Below are 17,030 nucleotides of genomic sequence, written 5' to 3'. Positions count from 1 at the left end.
GCCGCATCAAACTGGGGATCCAAACGGTATCTGAACATGAATCACCTCTTCGACCTGGAACTTCAGCGCAAGGTTGACGATCAGTCTGCAGTCAGTTAATGATGGTGAGCCGACGGGTGAAAATGAATTTGCGAAAAATTATTGACACTATCTTCAAATCATATCCCAAGTCAGAATAGTATCCTCATCTAAATCCTTAGTTACCTTACGACCTATAACTATATCAGTATAAATCGGAGGAATACCTGTTCCAGGACGTTTTGGCATGAGATCTTCCTTTCGAATCTCCTCTCCTGCCTTCATATCTCTTGTCAGCACCAATGATCTTCTAGCTTCTCTGCGGGAAACTTGTTCACACTCAAGAACCGTCTTTTCACCAGACCCAAGAACTGTATCGATCCATCGGAAATTTTTGATAGCTTTTACAAAATCCTCCGGTTCGCCAGCATGGTAATGATCATTCCCTGATAAAGACTTATCAAGTGTAAAATGCTTTTCAATCACATCTGCCCCGAGAATATAAGCTACAGCAAGCGTCATCATTGTGTCGTCCGGAGCAACATGATCACTGAAACCCACCTTGACATCTGGGAAATCCCTCTTCAATGTATCAATAATACGTAGATTGGCGTTCTTCGGGTCAGTCGGATATGAAAGAACACAATGCAGTATGGTAATATCCTTACCCCCAGATTCCTTCAATGCTCTAATAGCTTCATCTACTTCAGACAAGTATGCCGCACCAACTGAAAGAACAACAGGCTTTCCTTTTGCTCCGATGTGACGAATGAATGGTAGATTAGAGAGGTCAGATGAACTGATCTTATAGAAATCAACCATGCTTTCCAAATAGTCGGCGGATGCATAGTCAAACGGTGTTGACGTAAAATCAATCCCTTTCGAATGAGCATACTCGCTCAGTTCTCTATATTCTGCTTCTCCAAAACTGTCATACTTAAGAAACAGTTCATATTGTGTCTTTGTGGGTTCTTTTGTTGTATCCCAATATGCCGGAGAATTCTTCGATACAATCGTTCCTGCCTTATAGGATTGGAATTTGGCACAATCTATACCAGCTTCCGCAACTTTGTCGATATACAGTTTGGCTGCTTCAATCGGGGTAATCCCCATAACACGTGCGGTATCGTAAAAATTAACTCCAATCTCAGCAATCAAATACGGTTTTGAATTTCTCATCCTTATAATCCTCTCTTAAAGTGAGTTTATTAGACTCATTACACGTTTTCTTCCGCCTCTCAGATCATGGCTAAGTAGCATATTCTGGAATCTCTGCCTACTCTCCTTACTCATTTTCAGATACATTTGAAGGTTTGCTTCAATGATTTCATCTGCTGGATTTAAACCTATATAGGAAAATCCATTTTCATTACAAACGAACCCATGTTTCTCTTCGCGTTTGTTTTGCGCCATTGCAATAGAAGGAATCCCTAAAATTGCTAACTCATAGCCAGTTCGACCACGTGATGTGACCCCTATATCGCAACTTGTCATAAGTTCAGGCATATTAGACACATCATAAAGGACTTCAATATTCTCGTATTTGTTAAACTCCATAAGTGAATCAACATTATGTTTTGCTCTTCCAAGAACCACCACAAATTGATAATTCTTATATACTGGTTTGCTAATCATATGCAAGAGTCTGTCAGAATAATTCTGTGGATCCGCACCTCCAAATGATATAAATATCCGTTTTACCTCATCACTAATATGGATTGGTTCATAGAACATGAAAGTTTTTCCACTGATATAATATTTTTCACCTGCTTTAATCTGTGGAAGGTCTTCATCATGGAAAAGAGCATTGAAAACAAGATCAGCTTTGCATGTTCCTTCTCCATCGTCCTCAAAATTCACGATCTTAGAATTCGGCATAACAGATCTAAGGCCTATCATATAGTCAATAGATGTTGTCAAAATATCATTAATAAAGATTGTATATTGCTTTTCCTTGCAAATCTGGTACAGTTCTGCAATACCATTCACTGGGATAAGATTGTGCTTTGTATTCCCAAAAACCCTTGGGTCTGTCTGATTCGTATCATAAAAAATGTCAGGTTTAACATAGAATTCATCGGCAATTTCCAGGGCACGATAAATATGACCTATCCCGCGCTTATTGTTTCCATTGACGTAAATGCCTACTTTCTGTCTATACAAAGTTGCTGCTACACTTCGAAGATCCTCAAAAGTATCAACATCCTGAGACTCATCCTCTGGGACCTCGTATATATCCACTTTTGATCCAATTCTCGACTTAGGTGTCACAACAGTCGAACGAGCAATAACAAATGCCCCCGTTTCAATATAACAAGGAGGGAGATACTGACGATTCAATCTCTCTTTATAGTTAGGAACTTTTTTTCCATCTTTTTCACCCCACGAAAGATGTGGTGCGTTGATAGCAGATATTACCGTATCCAAATCATTATCAATCGCATACTGTATTGCATCATCTAAAGTCTCTACTCTGAGAGTGGGTGATGTCGGTTGCATAGTAACAACATAATCCCAAACTTGATCCTTCGGAATCGCATCCGCAATTACTGCATCCAGCGTTACCGCATCTCCACAAAGCGACTCATCACGCCAATGAACTGAAACACCCATCTGCTGTGCAATTATGCGTACTTCCGGAGAATCTGTTGATACAATAACATCAGTAACCATCTTCGAATTGACTGCATTCATTATTGAATAGTAAACTAATGGATGTCCACCAATTATTCTAATGTTTTTATTGGGAATTCCTCTAGAACCCGCTCTTGCAGGTATAATAGCTAGTATCTTCATCAAATCTTACCTCCTCTTTTACCAAAACTAAACCAAGGCATCTTCCATACTTTTGACGCAAGAATCCAAGTAAGTACAAAACTAATAATATTGGCGATCAAGGTCGCTTGAGCTGCGCCAATAGAGCCATTAAAATTAACAAAATAATAATTCAAAATAATATTAGAAAAAATTACGATTACAGTAATAATCGCATATAGTTTTGTTTTCTTTGTATAATAAATGTAATTTACAACCATCATATGCATTGCAGTAAAAGCATATCCTAAAGACAACCAAAAGACATACGTCGTTGAAAACTCATATGCTTTACCAGATATAATAGTCATTAGTGGTTTAGCAAGAAAAGACCACAATAAAGCTATAAGAAGAATAAATCCAAAATACATATATGTGAACTTGACAATTTTATACTTGTATTGTTCGTCATTTTCGTTTAACTTTCTGTAAAGCCAAGGAACATAAGCTAAATTAAATGCTTGAGCAAGAAGTAAAATTGGAAGTGAGAACTGATTACCAACCGCATAAATACCCGTTTCCGAAACACTAATCATGTTAGTTATAAATAGCCGATCAGTATAAGTAAGCACTGTGCTTTTAATATTAGTTGGAATTAGAGGTAGTCCAAAATTAGTAACAATATCTCCTATATATTTAATCGATATAGTGGCTTTAATCTTGTATGAGCACAAGATATAAAGCATACCGATAAATGCAAATAAGCATTTTGAAACACATAACCCCAATACTCTTCCCAACAACCCGTACTTTAAGAACACAACAAATAGAATTGATAACAGCAGATTTAAAAGGGTACAAAGGTTTTGAAAGGTGCCGTACCTTTTGGGCATGCCTTGAATTTGGAACATGACAAGAGTAAGTTCGCACAAATATGTTGCTACGACAAAAAAAATCACATACAATAAATAAGTTCCATTTAGAGCCGTCCATTTACAGATATAGTATCGTAACACAAATATGACGCAAGTGAAAAGGACAGTTGAAACAGCAGCTACTATAAGCGCATTAAAAACGTACTTGTGATTATCTTCATCGTCATTATCTGCAAGTTTTCTTAGTACAGCAGAGGAAATGTTCATGCCCAAAAAAGGCAGAAAAACACTGGCAGTTGCATTAAACATCGATATTATGCCATATTCCTCAGTAGAAAGATATCTTGTAAGAATTGGCAAGAGTAAAAATGGAGTGGCGGAATTAAGGAACGAAGAAATAGTATAGATAAGCGTCGTCTTGGCAAAACCACTCGTGACATATTTCTTGAATCTGTTAATAGATGTTATCATATCATCCTCGCATAAAGGTGCGGCGTCACAACGCTATAGGCCAATATTATTTACTGAGCCTAATATTGATTATAGATGCCCACGCAATACTAAAGTGTTCTATTATTACTATTGATGGTTAATTAACTCTATACATCTAATGTCTGCCACAAAAGAAGCGAGTGTTGCAAGTTCAGCTCCTTTCCAATTATTTGGATTTTTAACTGTTATACTAGAATTACGGAAAACGGCGCTATTATTCAAAACCTTCATACATAAATCGAAAACATCTTTATTATTCTTTTGTTGTGGTCTCATATATTTTTGCAAAAAACTCAAATATAAATAGTCATAAATCTTTGTATTGATCAGTGCGGGCTTAATTTTTCCCAATAGATTGTTTGTTTTTGTCTCTCGAACCATCAAAGAATTCTTGTCACAAAGGATTTTATGATGGTGAGAATAGTAAGGTACATCAAGAAGTCCTTCACACCAGCGAGATGTTAGGCCAATAGATAGAACTTCATTTGTCCTCATTTGATAAGGAATAGAAAATATTACATCTGCCACCTGTTTTACGCCAAAAACAGGGAATGAATAGGCAAAAATATTGCAAATATTGGTCAGCAGGCAATCAGCCGAAAAACGTGAATATGTAAATACTCTATAATAATCGTCTATGTCGTATTTTGCCTTGCTTCTCACATTTAACAAGTTTAGCATTTGCCCTTTTAGATACGAATAAAATTCGTCAGAAGAAAAGATTGTTTTTTCCAACCCGGTTCTACAATAAACATCTTTTACGAATTCATCCAATGAATAATCTTCATGATAATGTCTATCCAGCTCTCCTAACGCTCTAAGCGTCTCACCAAAATATCCGAATCCAATAAATTCTTCCTCAGCATTTTCGAATATAGAAAACCATTTTTTGTTTCCAGCATATTTGCTTGCATATTCGCCATACCTGGCAATATCATTTTCTGATATTGCCTTTAGGACTTCATCAAAATCACATCCCACTGAGTAGCAATCATGTTTCAATGAAAAGCGTTCACCAATTTCCATTTCAATTTCTAAATCTTCTGTAGTACCATTTGTTATTAAATCACTACCCATCCAGTAACCAAGATGAATCCTATCGTTATTATAAATATTAATAGCAAGTTCTAATCTAGAATCAATCCCACCAGTTACAAATTGTAAATAATCATGAATATACTTTGATCTTATAGCTGCAATTCTCTGAGTGCGATTCCATAATAATTTAATAGCTTCATCAGCAGAAGAAACAGGCACACCATAATTATTTAACTCTACTGGGTTTATTATAAACTCGTTTGTTTCAGCATTGATTTCGATATATTGCCGCGCACTAAGGGAATATATATTTTTGAAAGGAGTATTTAGACCAGCTATTCCTCCTCGAATTCCTCGTTCAAGAAGTGCATTATGTTCAATTTGCTGATGAGTACATTGCTGTATATGTAAATATGAATTTGTGATCAAAAAATTATTATCATCAGCATAATAGTATAGCCCATACATACGTGTTTCGTCAGTAAAAATAATCAACTTTGATTTCAATTTTATAAGAACAGCATATGCACCGAATGCATCCGCTCTAATCTCTTTTACTGATCTTTGATTTCGATCGTGAAACAGTTTTTCTAATGCCTCCTGACCAAATAATTCTTTGTAGAAGAAGGTTCCCACTACAAATACAGATTCATCGCCACACTCAAAATAATTATTGCACTCAACATTTAACTTATAAAAAGAAGTGAGTTTAATATCATGTATTTCATCGTACTTACATACTTTCAATCCAGCATCAGAATTGTTATTTACAAGGAAATCTGACCAGTCAGAATTGTTAGTAATAATAATCCGTCCCATTTTCACTCTTCTCCTTCACCCATCGTTTCTAAACAATATGTTAGCAGTATATTAAAATCATTGTTATCGCACTGATCATCTATATCATTAGAGCTTATCCGACTATTAAAGATTGCAATAAAATCATTATCATTATCTGGTATAAAAATATTATTATTTACACTTGAATACATGCTGTCATCATAAGAACTATAAGAATATGTATTCATCCAAACCTTATGCATGTTCTCTGCGCATGGTAAGCGATACGTCAAACAACAAACAATCCCCGAAAATGAATTTGCAATATTGATAAGCGCAGAGGAATTATGTCCGATCATTATTTTTGCGCCAATAATATTTGACAAACATTCAAGTGGCAGTTTTGCAAGTTCATTGTCAATAACAGTTGTATTTTTATATCGTTCTTCTAAAAAACTATATTTTCCTTCTTGGTCCCTTGGATGAGGTTTTATGACTATCCTCAAATTAGAAGGTACCATTTCAAATACTTTACAGATATAATCAGCTTCAGTTTTACTCACTTCACTATTTTCATAAAAAGGTTGTCCTAAATACACAACGTCACATTTTAATTCTTGTTTTTTCACGGAATAATAGTCGGCAAGAAATCTATCTGATTTTACATATAGTGCTCTTTTATCCTGGGGAAATACTTTCTGTTTGGTTGCTTTTCTCAGGGATGCATATAATTCCTTGTTCGATACAAACGCTACATCTATCAACGGATTATCCCCGATAGCTTTGTACTGCATGGGTGAACCTAAACCTGATGTGAACAACCATCTAATTTTTTGTTTGGTAGTAAGTGCTATCTCTCTTGTATCTGCATAAGAACCTATGCCTTCATCCAATAAAACTGTTAAATTTGAATTAGTAGATTTGACAATACGTAGCAACTTATTTGTAATTGGCTCATTGTCATTAAAAATAAAGAGACATGTCTTATCTTCTTTTCTGATAACACCGCTCAGTTTTGAGAAACGGAATAATCTTCCGCCATATACCAGTCTTTGTATGACCCTATGGTATTTATCACCATTTAAATATGGTATTTCTATCAATTCATACGAAACGTGATCTGCTGGCCTTTCATTAAGTCCAACAGATACTATCGTAACTTTCCCAATATATTTTTCACATATCTGTCGAGCATAGATATCACTCACCATCAATTGATAAGTAGTCAATGCAACAAATACAAAATGTACCATAATAACGTTCCCTTATCCACAGATGAACACCCACACATAATCACAAAAGGTTATGTGCTAAAACATCATTCATCAAAACCTGTTTCTTATCAGAAAAAGAATATTATAGGATTTTTCCCTATGTTTTATTGGTATTAGTGTTCCTACAAACGACACTACTCACTTTAGCCACGTCCTCATTTTCCTTCTCTCTAGGTTTTTGCCTTATACACATCCCGACGCTTGCTACTTATTTGCTAATATCATGCGAATCGAAGAATAATGCAGAACACCTATCTTTTCTGCGTATGTGCTACGATTAAGCATACTGTACCCTATCTCTAATCATACACATTTTGTTCAGTTATTATATTTCAACTGATTATATCTAAATTCATTGACACCACACCTTCATGAATTGGAACCGATTTTAAAAAAGTGAAAATAACTAAAACTTCCCACACCGAAAAGGTGTGTTGAACCTTGAAAACTTAATAATGTAGGCAATATAAAAGGCACAGACACCGCACCTTTGGTATAATTGAATTAACGAAAAACAAACACACCATAGGAGGTTTCTATGCCCAATCAATTCTACCACAAAATCAGGACGGACAGGATATTTTAATGCAATTTCTTCTTTTTTTGCACTTTTGGAATCGGAAATCTTCTCCGTAAGTGTAATGCTCAGAAGGAGAAGGGTGTCCCGATGCTTGACATCTTCAAGTATAAGCTCTGCAACGTCTTCTCCGACCGCTGCATGTACATGCAGCAATAGACCGGCTCTTTCAAGGAGTCATTCTCTAAGAATACGTTCTATCGCTTTCTGAACAGTCCGAAGACGAACTGGCTTCGATTTACAACGTTCCTGTCCAAGAAGGTGGCTGATCAAGTTGAGCCACTTACCGATGATGAACGTGTCAATGCTTTGGTTGTTGACGACAGTCTTTTTGAAAGGACAAGCTGTAAGAAAGCAGAACTCGGCTCCCGTGTTTTTGACCATACTTCCATGCAGTACCGCATAGGATACCGTATGATGACGCTTGGATGGACAGACGGAAATACATTTCTTCCGATAAACAGCTGTCTTTTGGCATCTTCAAATGAGAATAATCTCATCGGACCTGTCGAACAATTCGATGGGAGGTCACTTGCCGCAAAGCGCAGAAAACTTGCCCAGATGAAGGGTACAGATGTCATGATCGAACTCTTAAGAAGCGCTCCGTCTGTAGGTCACGCTGCCGATTATGTTTTGTTTGATACGTGGTTCTCCAGTCCTGCACAGCTGATTGCGGTGAAAAGCATTGGTCTGGACTCCATCGCCATGATCAGGAAGAATTACCGCATCTACTATGAATACGAAGGAGAACAACTTTCCATCAAAAAGATCTTCAGTATCTGTAGGAAACGTCGTGGCCGTAGCAAGTACCTTCTCTCTGTAAATGTCATGGTTGACAAAGATGAGAAGATTCCGGCGAAGATTGTCTGCGTCCGAAACAAGAAGAACAAGAAAGACTGGATCGCCCTTATCTGTAAAAACCCGGAAATTTCTGAGGAAGAGATCATTCGGATTTATGGGAAACGGTGGCAGATCGAAGTGTTTTTCAAGACCTGCAAGTCTTATCTCACAACCTGATCAGCGAATGCCACAGCCTCACATATGATACGCTGACAGCCCATGTCGCCATCGTGTTCACCCGATAACTGATGATTGCAATGGAACAACGGCGCAATGAAGACAGCCGTACACTTGGTGAGATTTTCTTCTTTTTCTCAGATGAGCTCAGAGATATCACTTTTGGAGAGTTCCTCCAGATCATCAAAAGTGCTATGATTGACAGCGTATGTGCTATTTTTCGGCCAACCGAAGCACAACTTGAATTGTTCATTGAAATGTTCGCGGGTCGTCTGCCGGAGTATATCCGCAATTCGTTGGTCAAAGCGACCCTGACAGCATAAGTATTCTATCAAATTGCCTGTATTATTGAGTTTTCAAGGTGCGAAACCCATTTTTACTATGGGAAGTTTTAGTAAATAACCTTTCCGACTTATATCAGCTGTTATGTGAATTTCAATTTACATTTTTAAAGCGTTCTCTCTATCCACATTACATGCTCGTAAATTAACAATTACAAGAAATATTTTCACTAAAAAACTTGTAGTATACACTGGATGTAGCATGAAAAAAATATATCCCATTGCCAATGATATTATTACTGTTTGTTTCACATCAGTGTCTTCTACCTTTTTTAACATAAATCTTGCAAACACAAATGTTTCAAATGCCAGAACCCCCAATCCTATCAATCCATCAAACGTTATCACTTCAACAATAAAATTGTGTGCAGACAAATATCGCCCTGTTAGCATATAATAATTACTATCACCGCTTCCCCATATAAGTGATTGTATCGGTGCACTTCTTATTCTGTATAGTGCCTGAGAAAGAATTGTGAATCTATCTACGTCTGTCATCTCTAGTACGTTCAAATATGTATTTTGAAATGTGGAGTTAACAAAAAACAGAAGGACAACAATAGCTATTATCAATGGAACAAAGGTATGTGCCCTGTTTGCTATCCGCCATCTCCGTCCTTTAATACGAATTCTGTCTCGAAGAAAGTCAATCAAAAACCACAAGAAGATAATGGCAGTGCAAAATTTCGTAGTAAAACCCAAATTCTTTATAAAAAAGGCCAAAAATGAGAGCATATAAGTAACTCTGATGCCCCTCATTTTATTTTTGTATGTTTTTATTATATGCGGTATAGTGATTATATTTACAGCGCCAAGCGTATTCTGACCCGGATAATCTATCATACGAATAAAACTGCAGTTACTTTCGTTTGGCAAGCCAAACACAACATACAAAAAATTAAATAGAATTAAAAACTTAATGAAGATGTCGTCTAATTCATTTTTACATATTCTATCACTAAAAATGGCACATATCGAAATTGCGCAAAGCACCTTCGTTGTCCCAACTGGTCTCCAACCTATAGCTGTCTTAAAATGAATCATATTTATAAGAAGTAATATAATATACGCAAAAATAATAATAAACCATTTATACTCTGGATTACCAGAAATATACTTATGGTTTCTAAAAACCAACAGTATTATCGTTACGAAAAATACGCCTTCATATACAAATCCATTAACTATGCAGCTAACGATCAATATACTTAGCAATATTCTATCTGTGTTTATTCTTATCATAATTCCAACTCACCGTACATATATTAATAATGGCAGAATCGACACATGATTTATTTATAGTATTTATTCTTTATAGATGCTATCTTGTAAGTTCAATATAATGCTTGAATGTCGCAGGATCACTTTCCATGTCGAATTTCCTCGCACAATAGAAATCACTTTTTTCAATATTTTTTTCGTCGTCTATAGAGATATCAAGCGGATGATTCATTGTGCCAAATGTCTTTCCAAAATTAACATACATCAATTCATCTTTTATCTTAGCTCGATATGGAGAATTCATTATAATCGTTTGAAAAAACATCAAATCAGAGGCTAAGCTTTCTTCCCAGAACTGAACAAATGATGGATTATCATCAACATACTTCAAAATATAATTCATCATTTTCATCGGCGCTATAAACCATGTTCTTCCCTCATAAAATGTCATTCCATCGGGTATTGGTCTTCGATTCTTCCTAAATACAATCCCATACTTACACATATACTGTATAGCAATCCTAACAAAACGATAGATATGCCAATCATTTCTTATCATAAGTTTTTTAGGCCAACGTACTCTATATCTAGCACTAGTTCTTGAATAGTTATCAACTGCGCCTAAAATCTTTACATATGTAATTTCAGGATCCTTTTCCAAAAACTCATATAGTCCTTTTTTAACCAGAAGGTCTTGGCAAGAGCCAAAATAGAAATGAGTATATCCCTTTCCCGATTCTGATGCTATCCTCATTAGTTCCAAACATGCTTTTGGTATTTCAAAACTCCCCCAAGACACTACATATTTTGAAATCACCACAACATGTTCATTTTTACTAATTTCAGAGATTATATTCTCAGACTTTTTGTCCACATGAATATAAATATCACAGTCTCCGTAATTTAATAGCTGATTTATAAACATATTAATTTGCTTCGGTGATTTATGTGCTAAAAGTAAGTATGCGATCTTAGTTTTCCCCATTTGAATTCGTTCCTTTTTATACTCAATTCGTATTTTCTCGAACTAATAAAGTCGTCCCAACATCTGGTTATCTCTTCGGTTGTTTATGCTGACTTATCTCGACAGAATAATCCGTTCCCGTCTGCCCCCTCTTCTTAAGGTAATCTGAAAACGTGCTTCTCATAGAGTCTGTTCTTTCGTGTAGCTTTAGAGTCTGTATAAGTCTTTATCTGGTCATACGCTACTCCAATCAATGTCTTCGAATGCTTCCACACACATAATATTTTCATTCGATTTCAAGTCAGTACTGTGTAATCCATTCCTATTTCTATACCAAATTTGTTTCATTCCCAACTGCTGTGGAGCTTGGAAATCCTTTGTCAGGTTATCTCCCACGTAAACAATATCCGCAGGATTAAGACGCCAACGTGTGGCCATAATACGGAATGCAATATCACATGGTTTCCGGAACTGAACACCACCCAGTTCATCCGTAATAATCACATCATCAACCTCCACCCCTAGTGCATCCAGCTTATTTCTCTGTCCCTCTGGTCTACCATCTGTGATGATACCAACCTTTATACCTTTCGCTTTTAGGTTCTCTATCATCTCAACCACACCAGGGTAAAGATGGATTTTCGGTTTGTGAGCGCGGTAAATCTGCAGGATTTCTTCCTTCACGGTCTCTCGTCCCAGTTCTTTGAGCAATTCATCTATGGCTGGCTTCCCGGCTTCAAAGAAGCTCCAGAGCTTAACCTCGTAATCGCCGCCAAGGTAATCGCTCACAGCCTTATAGCCACTCTTTACATATTCCTTTTCTGAGTAGAGCGTGTCATCCAAGTCAAAGATAACGCCCTTTATTCTCCCCTTACCTTCAGTAATGCAAACAGACTGATCAAATCGACTATAAATCGCACCGTCAGCTATTTCTTGCTCCTTAACTTCTTCTCCGTCCATAAGCTTAAGAATTGCTTCTGCACTGCGTGCCCCTGCCTTCATAGATAAGGGAGCGCCACCGCCAAATCTCGGATTGATTTCGATGAACCAGTCTATTCCATCCGCATCACGGATAAGTTGTACCGTCATCGGACCACACGGCTTAAAGGCTTTACACAGAGCCTTGGATTCTTCAATCATCTGCCTATCCATACAGATTCGTGTCTTTAGAACTTCACCCGCTCTTACTTGAAGTCTCTCACGGGGAACAATGCTAATCGGCTCACCCAACCAATCACAGAAGATATCAATAGTGTACTCATGTCCGCTCACGAACGGCTGTACAATATAATCCTCCACCTGTCTGGCGTATACTTCCAGTTCTTCCCTATTTTCAACCTTAAAAGCATTAATAGAGCTACTTCCGTCCTTCGGTTTTATGAAGGCTGGATATCCGCTCTTGTACTCTTTCCAATTATTTACGGGCATCGGTGCATGCAGACCACAATCCACAAAGAACTGACTTGTATTGTTTTTATCTCGGCATATACGAATCTTATCGGGATTGCTGATAAGAACTTTTGTTCCGATAGCTTCAAATTTTTCTTTATTCTCGCTCAATACAAGAAGATCTGTATCAATGGTGGGAATAAGAAGATCGATGTGATCGGTCGCACAGATATCAAGAAGATTCTGGATATAACTAAAATCCCTCATCGCGACCACCCGCCTGGAGAAATCACAATACGCCAGGGCGGGAGCAGTGCCAGCCAAATCAGCGCCATAAATCTTCAGTTCTTTATTTAAAACAAGAGCTGCATTTCGGAAGGCTTGTAGTAGTTCGATTCTTCGACCAACGCCAGTAAACAGTATGTGCATTATGTGTTTCACCTCAAAACTTCTCTTATACAGTAAAATGACTCAGCTGCCTTCAAATTCATGCTAGATCCTCTATATATAGCTAAAGCTTTTACCGCCTCAATCGATCTTGCGTTTGGAAAGTTATCAACTTGAGATTTAAACATCCTCAACGCCTCGATTTTCTTATCCAAATAACAACTTATATCATTATAACTCGTGGGAATAAACTCATTTGTCGTATTAGGCAAATCCCATCCTGTCTCTGATAATGTTTCATACGCATAGATCTTTTTTACTGAATAAGAATACTTTGGCCGTAATGCTACCATTGCTGCATCTACAACCATTTTATGGTCCAATTGCATATCCCCACGATGCGGAAGATACACAATATCTGGTTTTATGCTTTGAATTAGCTTCATAAATGCTCCGTTGAACTCATATCTTGAAACTGTTTCTAGCATCGATGCGGGAAAATCCATAAAAATAGTCGCTTTTACTCCCAGATATGCATCTGCTTTTTTACATTCTTCCCGAACTTGATCAACCTGTTCTGGAGGGAATAGTGGCTCACATCCTTTGGTAACAATAGCGACATAAACGCTGTCATCATTATTAACATGTTTTGCAATTGTTCCTCCACATCCAAGAACCTCATCATCTGGGTGGGGTGCTATTACCAATATCTTCATAGTCATACATCCTTATCAAGATTTTTCCCATTAAACTCTTCTCTTATACCACTTACACGATAATCCGCTCCGGCAATAGCTTCTCTTGCCACAGCGAAGATCATTTTTACATCTACTAGAAAACTACAGTTCTCTATGTACCAGATGTCATTCTCAAACTGGTCATTCCACGTCCATGTCTTTAATGGCTCTATGGGAACACAAGCAAACCCCGGACGTACCTCATGCCGCATCATATGACGAGGTGTATATAAGGGAAGATATCTAACCAACAGAGGCCTTGGACCAATAATACTCATCTTCCCTGTGAATATGCAGAACAATTCTGGCAATTCATCAAGAGAAAAGCGTCTGATGAATCGGCCAAACTTTGTTGCACGTTGTTCTTCAGGAAGCAGATTCCCATCTTCGTCTGTTTCATTCGTCATTGACCGAAATTTGTAAATCCTAAAAATCTTCCCATGTAACCCTGGGCGTTCTTGAGCGAATAAAACCGGTCTTCCGTGAAAGACTAATTCTAGAATTGCTATTACTAAAAGTAGCGGGCTTAAGACTAAAATTGCTATGCCACTTAGCAATATGTCGAATAGTCTCTTAATAAAGATTGTATAAACCGATCTTCTCACTTTAGGCATCTGATCGATTATAGTCTTCGCCATCATGATGCCTCCCTGTCACGTTGCTGGATTTCCTTTTACAACCGCTCCGTCTTCAACATTGCGAACAACGACAGCGCCCATACCAACAATAGCCTTATCTCCGATGTATCGCCCATCTCTAATCGTGCTGTTGCCCGAGATAAACGCCTGTTTTCCCGTTGAGGAACTTCCAAACATTATGGTTTCTCCTACTACAAAAGAATCTTCGCCTATAACAACATTGTGCGAGATGAAGGTGCTATTATCTATTTTAGAGCCTCGCTTTAATATGGTGTCGTCTATAGCCCCACGGGCTATGACAGTCAGCGCACCAATCTGAACATCATCCTCAATAACCACACCCCCGAACTGTGGCATCGTCAAAGCTCTTCCATTCTCGTCTCTGTCTGTGGATAATCCATCGGCACCAATCACCGTGTTCTCCCGAATGATAACGTTATTACCAATGTGGATATTTCCAACGAGCCGTGCGCCTGTACCTATGTAACAATTATCGCCAATCTCTACCTCACCACCAATATAAACTCCAGGAAGGATACGACAATTCGTTCCTACTTTTGCTGTTTTGGCAATGTATGCTCCATTTACAAGATCATAATCTTCAAAAGGTGGATAATATGTTATGCCATTGTCTCTGAAGAAAGCACAATAACCATATCGCTCGCTCTTAACCACAAAGACCGCATGCCTTTTGCTGACTTTCTCAGGAACTTCTACAGACTCAGGCCAAAAAACGAGACAGTTTTTACACTTCAACAATGCATCAGACTGGCTCAAATACTTCTCACCAATAAACATCACCGCGTTATCTTTCGGATTATTGAGTGACGCAGGACGAACAACGTCAAAATTCTTCCCAGGAACATACTTGCTGGCATTGACTCGAAAATATTCTTTCATTCTTCTTTCCCCACAATATACACATAATTTGTTGTCTCACTACTACCGATGTTCAACATCATGCCGTTCTTAATATCTACGACCTTGATAACCATCAGCTGTTCATGTTCCCTGTCTATATAGTTATAGAAACATATGTGCGCCAATACACCAACGATGTACCCATAGCTTCATATTCCTTTAACTGTTTCGGTCATGACCAACCGATTTAGTAAAAGCACCTATGAATGAGCTCAATAATCCTCTCCTGTTGCTCCGGTGTCATCTTATTGTCGCTCGGCAAACAGAGGCCACGATGAAAAATATCGGATCCGACATCCAATCCAGAGCCAGCAATATACGCATTTGTGCAACCTCTGCCGTTGCCCTCAACCGTGACAAATGGGTTCGTTCTGTAAATTGGCTGCATATGCATCGGTTTCCAGATCGGCCGTCCCTCCGCATTGAATACGGCAAGGGCGTCCAGAATCTCCTGCGGGCAGCTCTTTCCGGATACACTCTGATACAGATAGTCCTGCTCTCCACGAACCATCTTGGCCATCGCATCTTCATCAATGATCATACAGGACAGCCAGAAGTTCGGCTCACTGTTCTCGCGATCCCACGGATTCATTCTGACCGGAAGATCCGCGAGTTCCTTCTCATATCTCTCCCAGATTGCGTGTTTCTGCGCGATATGCTCATCGAGATACGGAAGCTGTCCTCTGACGATTCCGGCGATGATATTACTCATGCGATAGTTGTATCCGATCTCCTCATGCTGATACCACGGAGCCGCCTCACGGCTCTGGGTACTCCACTTCCGAACCTTGTTCGCATCTTCCTCACTGTCTGTCAGGAACATTCCGCCGGAAGATCCGGTAATAATCTTGTTGCCGTTAAAGGAGATGCAGTTGTAGTTTCCCAGTGTTCCGGTTTCCACCCACTGCCCGTGCAGTTTATATTTTGATCCAAAGCTCTCTGCCGCGTCTTCCACGATCAATGCACCATGTGCGTCGCAGATTGTCTTCAGTTCCTCCATCTTTCCCGGCGTTCCGTAGAGATGGGCGATAACCACAAGCTTTACCTCCGGATAAAGTTCAAATGCCTTTTCCAGCGCCTGTGGACTCATATTCCAGGTATCGTATTCCGTGTCGATAAAGACCGCTTCACCGTCTTCATAGGCAACCGGATTGATGCTTGCGTCGAAAGTGACGTCTGAGCAGAATACCTTGTGTCCTGCCAGAGTTCCCTGATCCGGCTTCGCCTGTCCATAGAGTTTTTCACCGGCAAGTTTAGTTGCAAGATGAAGAGCGGATGTACCGCAGGACAGGGCTACCGCATATTTGCAGCCGACATACTCTGCGGTCTGTTTCTCGACCTCGTTGATGTTGGCGCCGACCGTGCTGACCCAGTTGGTCCGGATTGCCTCATCCACCCACTTCTGCTCCTCACCGTGCATGGTCGGACTGCTGAGCCACAGCTTGTTCTCAAACGGTTTTAATCCCTCAAAACGCTTGTCTGCAAGAAAGTCATGCATAATCATCTCTCCTTTGCGGATGTTTATAGATTGTTCTGCAAACATCTCTTTATTCAAAGCGAATCCCTAACCCAAATCCTTCTTGGCTAATCGCTATATGATAAATGTT

At 38.6% G+C, this 17,030-nt stretch carries 12 protein-coding genes and 1 pseudogene; 1 reads left to right on the top strand and 12 read right to left on the bottom strand.

Annotated features, from left to right (window positions below):
* Positions 1-153: 153 nt before the first annotated feature.
* The 5 genes from BR86_RS0112870 to BR86_RS0112850 form a co-directional block, all read right to left on the bottom strand.
* Positions 154-1,197 carry an N-acetylneuraminate synthase family protein gene (locus BR86_RS0112870; protein WP_031474522.1) on the bottom strand — a complete coding sequence of 348 codons (1,044 nt, stop codon included), beginning with the start codon at positions 1,195-1,197 and terminating at the stop codon, positions 154-156.
* A 15-nt stretch (positions 1,198-1,212) separates the two neighbouring features.
* Positions 1,213-2,814 carry a cytidylyltransferase domain-containing protein gene (locus BR86_RS0112865; RefSeq protein ID WP_031474520.1) on the bottom strand — a complete coding sequence of 534 codons (1,602 nt, stop codon included), beginning with the start codon at positions 2,812-2,814 and terminating at the stop codon, positions 1,213-1,215.
* Positions 2,814-4,118 (bottom strand): lipopolysaccharide biosynthesis protein, encoded by a 1,305-nt coding sequence (locus tag BR86_RS0112860; protein WP_031474518.1) that lies wholly within the window; start codon positions 4,116-4,118, stop codon positions 2,814-2,816. The genes BR86_RS0112865 and BR86_RS0112860 overlap by 1 nt, the downstream gene beginning before the upstream one ends.
* Before the next feature lie 108 nt (positions 4,119-4,226).
* Positions 4,227-5,996, bottom strand: a complete 1,770-nt coding sequence (locus BR86_RS0112855) for a hypothetical protein (protein WP_031474516.1) — start codon at positions 5,994-5,996, stop codon at positions 4,227-4,229.
* A 2-nt stretch (positions 5,997-5,998) separates the two neighbouring features.
* On the bottom strand, positions 5,999-7,210 hold the full coding sequence (locus BR86_RS0112850) for a polysialyltransferase family glycosyltransferase (protein ID WP_031474514.1): 1,212 nt from the start codon (positions 7,208-7,210) through the stop codon (positions 5,999-6,001).
* A 606-nt stretch (positions 7,211-7,816) separates the two neighbouring features.
* On the opposite strand from BR86_RS0112850, the pseudogene BR86_RS16725 reads away from it, so the two are divergent.
* A pseudogene (locus BR86_RS16725) lies at positions 7,817-9,148 on the top strand (IS4 family transposase).
* 117 nt (positions 9,149-9,265) lie between these two features.
* On the opposite strand, the gene BR86_RS0112835 reads toward BR86_RS16725, so the two are convergent.
* The 7 genes from BR86_RS0112835 to BR86_RS0112800 form a co-directional block, all read right to left on the bottom strand.
* On the bottom strand, positions 9,266-10,408 hold the full coding sequence (locus BR86_RS0112835; RefSeq protein WP_143099366.1) for a hypothetical protein: 1,143 nt from the start codon (positions 10,406-10,408) through the stop codon (positions 9,266-9,268).
* Positions 10,409-10,487: 79 nt separating this feature from the next.
* Positions 10,488-11,372 carry a beta-1,6-N-acetylglucosaminyltransferase gene (locus tag BR86_RS0112830; RefSeq protein ID WP_031474508.1) on the bottom strand — a complete coding sequence of 295 codons (885 nt, stop codon included), beginning with the start codon at positions 11,370-11,372 and terminating at the stop codon, positions 10,488-10,490.
* Between the two features lie 213 nt (positions 11,373-11,585).
* On the bottom strand, positions 11,586-13,169 hold the full coding sequence (locus BR86_RS0112825) for an HAD-IA family hydrolase (protein WP_081844275.1): 1,584 nt from the start codon (positions 13,167-13,169) through the stop codon (positions 11,586-11,588).
* A gap of 8 nt (positions 13,170-13,177) precedes the next feature.
* Positions 13,178-13,843: a PIG-L deacetylase family protein gene (locus BR86_RS0112820; protein ID WP_207641169.1), complete on the bottom strand. Its 666-nt coding sequence runs from the start codon at positions 13,841-13,843 to the stop codon at positions 13,178-13,180.
* A gap of 2 nt (positions 13,844-13,845) precedes the next feature.
* Positions 13,846-14,505, bottom strand: coding sequence for a sugar transferase (locus BR86_RS0112815; protein ID WP_051684812.1), 660 nt, complete (start codon positions 14,503-14,505; stop codon positions 13,846-13,848).
* 12 nt (positions 14,506-14,517) lie between these two features.
* Entirely contained in the window at positions 14,518-15,402 is an 885-nt protein-coding gene (locus BR86_RS15370; RefSeq protein ID WP_051684811.1) for a UDP-3-O-(3-hydroxymyristoyl)glucosamine N-acyltransferase, read from the bottom strand.
* 208 nt (positions 15,403-15,610) lie between these two features.
* On the bottom strand, positions 15,611-16,921 hold the full coding sequence (locus tag BR86_RS0112800) for a DegT/DnrJ/EryC1/StrS family aminotransferase (RefSeq protein WP_143099367.1): 1,311 nt from the start codon (positions 16,919-16,921) through the stop codon (positions 15,611-15,613).
* Positions 16,922-17,030 lie beyond the last annotated feature (109 nt).

This window comes from [Clostridium] aminophilum DSM 10710 (genome assembly GCF_000711825.1).
GTDB lineage: Bacteria > Bacillota > Clostridia > Lachnospirales > Lachnospiraceae > Clostridium_R > Clostridium_R aminophilum.
The sequence above is the reverse complement of the archived record's forward strand: the minus strand, read 5'-3'. Positions and strand labels throughout refer to the sequence as shown.

Coding starts and splice junctions, on each gene's coding strand:
- BR86_RS0112820 (WP_207641169.1), bottom strand. CDS start 13,843: ATGAAGATATTGGTAATAGCACCCCACCCAGATGATGAGGTTCTTGGA.
- BR86_RS15370 (WP_051684811.1), bottom strand. CDS start 15,402: ATGAAAGAATATTTTCGAGTCAATGCCAGCAAGTATGTTCCTGGGAAG.
- BR86_RS0112815 (WP_051684812.1), bottom strand. CDS start 14,505: ATGATGGCGAAGACTATAATCGATCAGATGCCTAAAGTGAGAAGATCG.
- BR86_RS0112865 (WP_031474520.1), bottom strand. CDS start 2,814: ATGAAGATACTAGCTATTATACCTGCAAGAGCGGGTTCTAGAGGAATT.
- BR86_RS0112825 (WP_081844275.1), bottom strand. CDS start 13,169: ATGCACATACTGTTTACTGGCGTTGGTCGAAGAATCGAACTACTACAA.
- BR86_RS0112835 (WP_143099366.1), bottom strand. CDS start 10,408: ATGATAAGAATAAACACAGATAGAATATTGCTAAGTATATTGATCGTT.
- BR86_RS0112870 (WP_031474522.1), bottom strand. CDS start 1,197: ATGAGAAATTCAAAACCGTATTTGATTGCTGAGATTGGAGTTAATTTT.
- BR86_RS0112830 (WP_031474508.1), bottom strand. CDS start 11,372: ATGGGGAAAACTAAGATCGCATACTTACTTTTAGCACATAAATCACCG.
- BR86_RS0112860 (WP_031474518.1), bottom strand. CDS start 4,118: ATGATAACATCTATTAACAGATTCAAGAAATATGTCACGAGTGGTTTT.
- BR86_RS0112855 (WP_031474516.1), bottom strand. CDS start 5,996: ATGGGACGGATTATTATTACTAACAATTCTGACTGGTCAGATTTCCTT.
- BR86_RS0112800 (WP_143099367.1), bottom strand. CDS start 16,921: ATGCATGACTTTCTTGCAGACAAGCGTTTTGAGGGATTAAAACCGTTT.
- BR86_RS0112850 (WP_031474514.1), bottom strand. CDS start 7,210: ATGGTACATTTTGTATTTGTTGCATTGACTACTTATCAATTGATGGTG.